Origin of the sequence: Aurantimonas sp., assembly GCF_964217435.1 — a bacterium.
In the GTDB taxonomy this organism is placed as follows: domain Bacteria; phylum Pseudomonadota; class Alphaproteobacteria; order Rhizobiales; family Rhizobiaceae; genus Aurantimonas; species Aurantimonas coralicida.
The window spans coordinates 93574-99854 of record NZ_CAXPJM010000013.1 but is presented as its reverse complement, the minus strand read 5'-3'; the positions used below and the strand labels follow the sequence as shown (position 1 = coordinate 99854).

General features: G+C 68.2%; 7 protein-coding genes. 4 read left to right on the top strand and 3 right to left on the bottom strand.

The window, feature by feature from the left end; all coding sequences use genetic code 11:
- Together ACEQX1_RS07250 and ACEQX1_RS07245 are read right to left on the bottom strand one after the other, a co-directional pair.
- Positions 1-789 (bottom strand): PQQ-dependent catabolism-associated beta-propeller protein (locus tag ACEQX1_RS07250; protein WP_370196654.1); only part of this gene is annotated, 789 nt, incomplete at its 3' end.
- A 423-nt stretch (positions 790-1212) separates the two neighbouring features.
- Positions 1213-1452: a sulfurtransferase TusA family protein gene (locus tag ACEQX1_RS07245; RefSeq protein ID WP_228241323.1), complete on the bottom strand. Its 240-nt coding sequence runs from the start codon at positions 1450-1452 to the stop codon at positions 1213-1215.
- 167 nt (positions 1453-1619) lie between these two features.
- On the opposite strand from ACEQX1_RS07245, the gene ACEQX1_RS07240 reads away from it, so the two are divergent.
- On the top strand, positions 1620-2921 hold the full coding sequence (locus ACEQX1_RS07240; protein ID WP_370192976.1) for a GGDEF domain-containing protein: 1302 nt from the start codon (positions 1620-1622) through the stop codon (positions 2919-2921).
- A 51-nt stretch (positions 2922-2972) separates the two neighbouring features.
- On the opposite strand, the gene ACEQX1_RS07235 is transcribed toward ACEQX1_RS07240, so the two are convergent.
- On the bottom strand, positions 2973-3914 hold the full coding sequence (locus ACEQX1_RS07235; protein ID WP_370192978.1) for a hydroxymethylglutaryl-CoA lyase: 942 nt from the start codon (positions 3912-3914) through the stop codon (positions 2973-2975).
- A gap of 312 nt (positions 3915-4226) precedes the next feature.
- Between ACEQX1_RS07235 and ACEQX1_RS07230 the strand changes: the two genes are divergently transcribed.
- The 3 genes from ACEQX1_RS07230 to ACEQX1_RS07220 are packed head-to-tail and all read left to right on the top strand — an operon-like array spanning position 4227 to position 6237.
- A complete protein-coding gene (locus tag ACEQX1_RS07230) occupies positions 4227-4997 on the top strand; it encodes a DeoR/GlpR family DNA-binding transcription regulator (protein WP_370192980.1) in 771 nt (256 codons plus the stop codon).
- A complete protein-coding gene (locus ACEQX1_RS07225; RefSeq protein WP_370192985.1) occupies positions 4997-5761 on the top strand; it encodes a triose-phosphate isomerase in 765 nt (254 codons plus the stop codon). The genes ACEQX1_RS07230 and ACEQX1_RS07225 overlap by 1 nt, the downstream gene beginning before the upstream one ends.
- Positions 5762-5775: 14 nt before the next feature.
- Positions 5776-6237: an RpiB/LacA/LacB family sugar-phosphate isomerase gene (locus ACEQX1_RS07220; protein WP_024350936.1), complete on the top strand. Its 462-nt coding sequence runs from the start codon at positions 5776-5778 to the stop codon at positions 6235-6237.
- Positions 6238-6281 lie beyond the last annotated feature (44 nt).

Here is a 6281-nt window from a genome sequence, read left to right as displayed (position 1 = left end):
CACCTCGTAGGTGTTGCCGTCGATCACCGCGATCCGGTTGGCGGGTCCGAGCGCCACATAGGCCTTGGAGCCGTCGTCGGTGATCCGCACGCCCACCGGCTGGATCGCCTCGGAGCGGATGCCGGGGATCTCGAAGGTGATCTTCTTCTTGATCTCCTTGGTGTCGGCGTCGATCACGCTGACCGTGCCGCCGATCTCGGCGGTCACCCAGACCTCCGAGCCGTCGCTCTTGTACTGGGCGAAGCGCGGCCGCGAATCCACCAGCACATTGGCGACGATGCGGTGGGTCTCCCGATCGATGAAATGCGCCATGTTGGTGGTTTCGGAGGTGTTCACGATGATCGCGCCGTCGGGCGAGATCCCCATGCCTTCCGGCTCGACGCCGACCGGGATCTCGGCCAGCCTTGCCCCGGTTTCCAGATCGATGACGGTGACGAGATTGTCGTCCTCATTGGCCGCATAGAGCCGGTCGCCGGTGGCCGAAACGACCAGGAGCTCCGGGTCGGGGCCCGACGGCAGGGTGCGGATGAACTCGTAGGTCTCGGTGTCGTAGACCTGGATCGTGTCGCTGTCGCTGGCGCAGACATAGAGATGCTTGCCGTCGGGGCTGACGGCGATGCCGCGCGGCCGCTGGCCGACCTCGAAAGTGTCGACGACGGCGAAATCGGCCGAGTCGAGCACCGTGATGTCGTTGCCCTTCTCGTTCGACACGAAGATCTTGTAGGCAAAGGCGGGGCTCGCCGACAGAGCGAGCGTGGCGGCGAGCGCCGTCAGGGTCAGTCGTCTCATCTTTCCTCCCGGCGGGGCTGGCCCCGTCTGCGTCTGTCTCGGCGGCCCTCAGGGGCGGCCGACCATACGCCATGCCGACCCGTCCTCGCGAGCCGTGTTTTCCCGTCGCCCGCCGATCCGTGGCGCGCCTGTCCGTGCCCGTCTGACCGGGCCGTCGCAACCGGCGATGGACGGATGACCCGCGGATCGGCCTCCGTTCCGGGACCGCGGGAAAACTGGACCCGGTCGCCCCGGCCCCGCTGCCTTTGGGAGGGGCAGGAAGCCGGGAGACGACCGTTGCAGTGACGCTAGCCCGGCATCCTTACGGTCGGCAACGGGACAAGTTCCCGTCTTTGTCGCACGTGGCTTTCGCGGTCTTGGCCGCGTGCCGGACGAGGCCATCCGTTGCCGCCCATCGCGGCGGGACGGCGTTCGGCAGGCCGGTCAGGCAGCGGCGGTCGGGGCCGACTTCTCGATCACGAAGACGCTGCGCTCGCCCTCGCGTTCGGTGGCCGCGAGCCGGTAGCCCATCTCGGCGACCAGATTGGGAATGTCGATCACCGCCAGCGGATCGGTGCAGCGCACTTCCAAGAGCTCGCCCGGCGCGATGCCGCCGAGCGCCTTGCGGGTCTTCAGGGCCGGAAGCGGGCATTTCAGCCCGGTGAGGTCGAGGATCGTGGTCATGCGGGCGACGATGGGCGAGCGGCGACGGCCCGTCAATCGCCGCGATGTCGCCGGGCGACGAACAGCAGCCGGGTCGGACGAAGGGGCTGATCCGGTATGATATGGCAATCTTGCTTTTACGCTTGTCTGCGAAGCTCGGCGCAGGAGACATCACCAATGTGCCGCGCATGACCGTTCCGCCCGCGTCCGTTCCGAAGCGACGATCCGGCCCGCTTGCGCGCGTCCGGTTCTACGGCTCGCGGCCCGTGATCACCGATGTCGAGCAATTGCTGGCCATGCGGACGCGCGACATCCGCCTGGAAGGCGAGATCGGCAAGCTCTTCCGCGATCGCATCTGGTCCCAGTCCGCCAAGATCATCCGGGCCTGGATGATCTGGGTCGCTCTCCTCAACGTCCTGATGCTGACGCTGTCCTGGTTGACGCTGCCGCCGGCGGTGACCCTGTCGATGCTCGTGCCCGGCGCGGTCCTCTCGCCGGTGGCCATCGCGATCTTCCTGATCTGGCGCAAGCCCCGCGCCCAGCGCCTGCAGCGCGTCGCCCTGGTCGTCGGGATGGGGGTCATCCTCCTGGGCGTCGCGCTGATCGGCGAGGCGGCAGGCGGCGGCTATCACGAACGCTATCTGAACATCATGATGGTGGTGGCGATCTCGGCCATCATCATCTTCGGCATCCCGCTGCGCTGGACGGCAGCGATCGCCGCCATCACCGTCTGCCTCTACTGCATCTTCCAGCTCCGCAATCCGGATCTGGGAACCGGCAGTGCCCTGGCCTGGACGCTGTTCTTCGCCTGCGGCATCGGCGCGACCGTGGTGGCCCGGCGCAGCATGACGCTTCTGGCCCAGAAGGCGTTTCTTCTCGACCTGCGCGACAAGACCCGTGTGGCGGAACTCGCCGCCGCGAACGACCGGCTCGAGGAACTCGCCCGGACCGATCCCCTGACCGGCGTGGCCAACCGGCGCTGGATGACGGAGATCCTCGACGCGCTGTGGAGCGCGCCGCGAAGCCGCGTGTCCGGCGCTTTGCTGATGTGCGACATCGACGACTTCAAGAACCTCAACGACCGCCTCGGTCATGGCGAGGGCGATCGCTGCCTGATCGAAGTGGCCAGGCTCATCGGCGATTGCGTGCGGCGGGACGGGGACAAGGTCGCCCGTTACGGCGGCGAGGAGTTCCTGGTGCTCCTGCGCGGCGTCGACACGCAGGCGGCACTTGCCACCGCCGAGCGAATCCGCCGCAGCATTGCCGATGCCGGGCTTGCCAATCCGGGGTCGCAGGTCTCGCCCCAGGTGACGATCAGCATCGGTGTCGCGGCATTGGAGCCGGGCGACGGCGACGTCACGCCGCAACAATTGCAGAAACGCGCCGACGAGGCGCTCTATCTGGCCAAGCAGTCCGGCCGCAACCGCGTCGTGCTCTACGGCGCCGATGCGGCCTGTCCGGAACGATCACGGCTGACCGAGGACGCCTGACCGCCTGAAGCGGCCCTCCGCTCGGCCATCAAATCCATCGCCGGCAAGCGCTCAGGCGGTGGCGCGGGCCGCCGGCGTCCCGCAGGCCGCGCCGCCGGACCGGGCGATCCGCCAGGCGGCGCTGTCCAGCGGCGTGTCGCGCCAGTCGGCGAGAAGGGCCGCCGCGTCGAGAAGGCCCGCCGGATCGACGCCGGTCGCCACATCCATGGCATGCAGCATCGCCACCACGTCCTCGGTCGCCGAATTGCCGGTCGCGCCCGGCGCGTAGGGGCAGCCGCCAAGGCCCCCCACCGCCGCGTCGAAGGACCGGATGCCCGCCTGCAGGCCGGCCAGCGTGTTGGCCAGCGCCTGGCCGCGCGTGTCGTGCAGATGCAGCTCGAACTCGGTGTCGGGGAACCGGGTCAGCATCAGCGTCGACAGGGCATGGACCTGCGCCGGATTGGCGACGCCGATCGTGTCGCAAAGGCCGATGCGCGGCGCCCCGGCCTCGACGAAGCGGCTGGCGATCTGGGCGACATGCTCCGGCGCGACGGCGCCGTCGAAGGGACAGCCGAACACCACCGAGAGGGAGACACGGGTCTTCAGGCCGGCCTGCCGGGCCTCGGCCTCCAGCTCCAGCAATTCGGCGACCGAGGCCTCGGTGGTGCGGTTGAGATTGGCGGTGTTGTGGGCGTCGGTCACCGAGACGACCAGCGTCACGCCCTTGGCCCCGGCGGCCATCGCCCGGTCAAGACCGCGGCGGTTAGGGATCAGCGCGAAGGGCGTGATCGGCAGGTCGGCGACGGCGCGCGTCACCTCTTCCGCGTCGGCGAGGTTCGGGATCCATTTGGGATGGGTGAAGGACGTCACCTCGATCTCGGTCAGGCCGGCCGCCGCCAGGCGCCGCACGAGTTCGATCTTCTGGTCGGTCGGCAGGTATTTCGGCTCGTTCTGCAGGCCGTCGCGGGGGCCGACCTCGACGATGCGGACCTTGGCGGGCAGGGACATGGTCATGGCGATACGCTCCTCGAGGTCCATCATGCGCCGCCTGGAAGGGCGCGGGGGTCGGCCGATCCGGCTGCGCCAGGGGCACACGGTCCGGATCGCTGCGGTTCTACGCCGAAGGCCGGCCGCCTGCCAAGCATCCGCCGGGATGCCGGCGGGTCCGCCCGCGGTGGCGATCGCTGACCCGGCTATGTCATGGCGCCACGACCTCACCACGCCACAATCAAACATAACAAAATCACATGAAGTGTGTTGCGAATTTCCCACGGCCTGTTACATCGAGGCTGGACCGGCGCGGTCGGTCGTGAAGGGCAGGTCATCGTGAAGCGAGACGATCGCAGACGCGGCATCGTCGATATCCTCGTCGAGGAAGGGGCGGCGACACTGGATCGCCTGGCGCTGCATTTCGGCGTCTCGAAGATGACCATCCACCGCGATCTCGACGAACTGGAGGCGGATGGTCTCCTGCGCCGCACCCGCGGCGGCGCGACGATCGAGGCCAGCGGCCAGTTCGAGAGCGATTTCCGCTACCGGGCACGCATGGCCGCGGCGGAAAAGCGGGCGATCGCGGCGCGGGCGGCGGATTTCGTCCAGCCCGGCATGTGCGTCATGGTCGACGACGGCTCCACGGCGGGAAGCCTGGTGCCGTTCCTGCGCGAGAAACGCCCGCTGACCGTGGTCACCAACAACATGGCGGTGATCGCCGGCCTTGCCGGCGAAGCTGGGATCGAACTGATTGCGTTGGGCGGAAATTATTCGAAGAAGTTCAACGGCTTCTTCGGCGTCGTGACGGAAACGGCGCTGGCCTCGCTGCGGGCTGACGTGGTGCTGCTGTCGAGTTCCTCGATCGAGGGCCGGACGGCGTTTCACCAGGACCAGGAGGTGCTGGCGGTCAAGCGGCGGATGATCGCCTCGTCGGCTGAGAGCTATCTGATGGTCGATCATTTCAAGTTCGGGCGCACCGCCCTGCACCTGTTCACCGATCTCGGCGTCTTCGACGGGGTGGTGACGTCGCAGGCCCTGCCCCGCGAAAAGGCCGCCGCGCTCAAAGAGGACGGCATTCGATTGTATCTGGCAGAGGAAGACGCATGATGGCCGAAGCGCCGCAAGTCTGGATCGGCACGAGCTGGAAGATGAACAAGACGCTGGGCGCGGCACGGCATTTCGCCGAGACGCTCGCAGAGGCGCCCGGCGACGGCCGCATCCAGCGTTTCGTCATCCCGCCCTTCACCGCCCTGCGCGAGGTGAAGGCGATCCTCGCCGGCACCGACGTCAAGGTCGGCGCCCAGAACATGCACTGGGCGGAGGAGGGTGCCTGGACCGGCGAGATCTCTGCGCCGATGCTCACAGATTGCGGGGCCGACATGGTCGAGCTCGGCCATTCGGAGCGCCGCGCGCATTTCGGCGAGACCGACGAGACGGTCGGGTTGAAGACCGAAGCCGCCATCCGTCACGGCCTGATCCCGCTGATCTGCATCGGCGAGAGCGCCGAGGACAAGGCCTCGGGCCGTGCCGACGCGGTGCTGCGGCGCGAGGTGGAGGCCGCGCTGTCGAAGCTCTCCGAGGCCCAGATGGCCGCCCCGATCCTGTTCGCCTACGAGCCGGTCTGGGCCATCGGCGAGGGCGGCACGCCCGCCGCGCCCGACTATGCCGACGAACGCCAGGCGCGCATCATCGCGGCGACCGAGGAGATCACCGGACGCCGGCTGCCGTGCCTTTACGGCGGCAGCGTCAATCCCGGCAATTGCGCCGAACTCATTGCCTGTCCCCATATCGACGGGCTGTTCATCGGGCGGTCGGCCTGGAACGTCGAGGGTTATCTCGACATCCTGTCCCGCTGCGCCGCCACCATCTGAAGAAAGGACGTTCCATGAAACTCGCGATCGCCGGCGACAGCGCCGGAGCCCCCCTCGCCAAGGCCCTTGCCGAGCACCTGACCGGCAAGGCCGGCCTTGAGGTCTCCGAGGTCAGCAATCCGCCCGAAGGCGCCGAGAAATTCTATGCCGACCTGTCCGACCGGGTCGCCAGCGGCATTCTCGACGGCACCTATGACCGGGCCATCCTGTGCTGCGGCACCGGCATCGGCGTCTGCCTGTCGGCCAACAAGGTGCCCGGCATCCGTGCCGCGCAGACCCACGACACCTATTCGGCCGAGCGCGCGGCCCTGTCCAACAACGCCCAGATCATCACCATGGGCGCTCGCGTCGTCGGTTCCGAGCTCGCGAAAAGCATCGCCGAGGCGTATCTGGCCTGCGAATTCGATCCCAACGGCCGCTCGGCCGACAATGTGAAGGCGATCGACGCCCTCGACGCCAAATATCACGGCGCCTGATCGGCTCGACCTGCGCGGCGCGTCCCGGATGCGCCGCGCCGGTC

What these genes read in the sequence shown, in the direction of transcription:
- ACEQX1_RS07245 (WP_228241323.1), bottom strand. Translation starts at nt 1,452, where the DNA reads ATGACCACGATCCTCGACCTCACCGGGCTGAAATGCCCGCTTCCGGCC.
- ACEQX1_RS07240 (WP_370192976.1), top strand. Translation starts at nt 1,620, where the DNA reads ATGACCGTTCCGCCCGCGTCCGTTCCGAAGCGACGATCCGGCCCGCTT.
- ACEQX1_RS07235 (WP_370192978.1), bottom strand. Translation starts at nt 3,914, where the DNA reads ATGACCATGTCCCTGCCCGCCAAGGTCCGCATCGTCGAGGTCGGCCCC.
- ACEQX1_RS07225 (WP_370192985.1), top strand. Translation starts at nt 4,997, where the DNA reads ATGGCCGAAGCGCCGCAAGTCTGGATCGGCACGAGCTGGAAGATGAAC.
- ACEQX1_RS07220 (WP_024350936.1), top strand. Translation starts at nt 5,776, where the DNA reads ATGAAACTCGCGATCGCCGGCGACAGCGCCGGAGCCCCCCTCGCCAAG.